Here is a 1,395-nt window from a genome sequence, read left to right as displayed (position 1 = left end):
CCAGCCAGTCCTTTCTGCGAGCGACTCATTTGACTGTATTTTTGAAAAAATATATTATCATCATATTTGTTTTCTTTCATCTGAACTCTCCTCGTTTAAAAAGTTATTTATCTCCGATACAATTTCATTCACTTCATTATAAAGCTTCTCGGTCATGTCGTAGCATTCAAAAAGTGAGATACCGAGTACTTCAAAAATATGATTTACCTTCTCGGTATATTTTTCAGGTTTATGTTCAAAAGTTTCAAGCAGTTTTATAGCTTTCTTTTCGTTGATACAATAAGCATTATTACATGCAAATAACACTTGATTTAAACATGAAACTATACGAAAAACATGACCCGCAATATAATATTTATCGTCTGTTCCCGAATTTGCTTTTACAAACATTAAAGAGAACCCTGCTTCAAACATAAAAAAGTTAACTAAACTTTTCTGCAAAGCATTGGGATAAGTTTCTGCCTGTTTTTTTAATTCGCATAAGCTTTCATTCTTAGCATATAGTATTTTGCTAATCGCTAATTCTCCTCGATACATTGCACTAATATAACCATGGGGATGCCCAGTCTGATAATTGGCAGTAACAATTCCGTGCTCTGTATCTTTCATTATTTGTTCCACACGTTTAATATCACGTAAAATTAAATCCACATGATACCCGTTTATGACTAACCATCCGCCGCCATTAATCCAATCACCCCATGCTCCGGGAGGTACAACAAGGTTATTTCTATGCTCATCATCCAGCTTTGTAGCGAATTGATTAATAGTATTTATGTCAAATGATTCTGAATTGTAATAGATGCCGATATCTATATCCGAATCCTCTGTATGGGTGCCCCTTGCACGTGAACCACCTAAAACAATACCTTCTATATAAGACAGAGAGGATAATTTCTCTGCTACTGATTTAATAATATTATCTACCATCAAGCATGCTCCTTTTATCGATTCACTGCTGTAAAAATTCCAAGCCAAATCTTTTGCTTCTACTCAACATATTTATAATTTTTTTAATTTCACAAAAGATAGTTAAAACTTATCAATTGTCTTTTTATACCTCTGCTGATTAGATAAAGTCTTTTCAATAGCCTTTAAATTACCATTCATTTTGCTAACATGGTTTAAAAATAACGTTCCAAGCAGAAGTCGATCCTTTCTGGGTATCCTATTCCCCACATATCCCTTGAATAAATCTTTAACAAGAAAAACTTCGCCATCATTTAGATTTTCAGTTTCTCTAATAGCTTCTTCCAATAGCTCATTTACATCAATCATGTTGTCCACTCCTTATTAATAATGAAAAAGAGATAAAATCAATATATCCCTTTTCCCCAATTTTTACAACGGCATTGTAGGGCTTTTTCTCTTTGTTTTTGATTCCTTTTACCAGGG

The 1,395-nt window shown here is 33.3% G+C and carries 2 protein-coding genes and 1 pseudogene; all 3 read right to left on the bottom strand.

All coding sequences use genetic code 11. The features are described from left to right. A pseudogene (locus tag G574_RS11585) lies at positions 1-80 on the bottom strand (class I SAM-dependent methyltransferase); the annotation flags it as partial. Next, the gene (locus tag G574_RS0110595) at positions 61-930 is read right to left on the bottom strand and encodes a nucleotidyltransferase domain-containing protein (RefSeq protein ID WP_000228166.1); all 870 of its coding nucleotides are present in this window, start codon (positions 928-930) and stop codon (positions 61-63) included. The pseudogene G574_RS11585 and the gene G574_RS0110595, both read right to left, overlap by 20 nt. A 102-nt stretch (positions 931-1,032) precedes the next feature. Beyond that, on the bottom strand, positions 1,033-1,278 hold the full coding sequence (locus G574_RS0110590; protein ID WP_029692144.1) for a single-stranded DNA-binding protein: 246 nt from the start codon (positions 1,276-1,278) through the stop codon (positions 1,033-1,035). Positions 1,279-1,395: the final 117 nt, after the last annotated feature.

Source organism: Streptococcus hyovaginalis DSM 12219 (assembly GCF_000420785.1).
GTDB lineage: Bacteria > Bacillota > Bacilli > Lactobacillales > Streptococcaceae > Streptococcus > Streptococcus hyovaginalis.
Note: the sequence above shows the minus strand (reverse complement) of the source record. Positions and strands in the feature narration are given on the sequence as shown.

Coding starts and splice junctions, on each gene's coding strand:
- G574_RS0110595 (WP_000228166.1), bottom strand. CDS start 930: ATGGTAGATAATATTATTAAATCAGTAGCAGAGAAATTATCCTCTCTG.
- G574_RS0110590 (WP_029692144.1), bottom strand. CDS start 1,278: ATGATTGATGTAAATGAGCTATTGGAAGAAGCTATTAGAGAAACTGAA.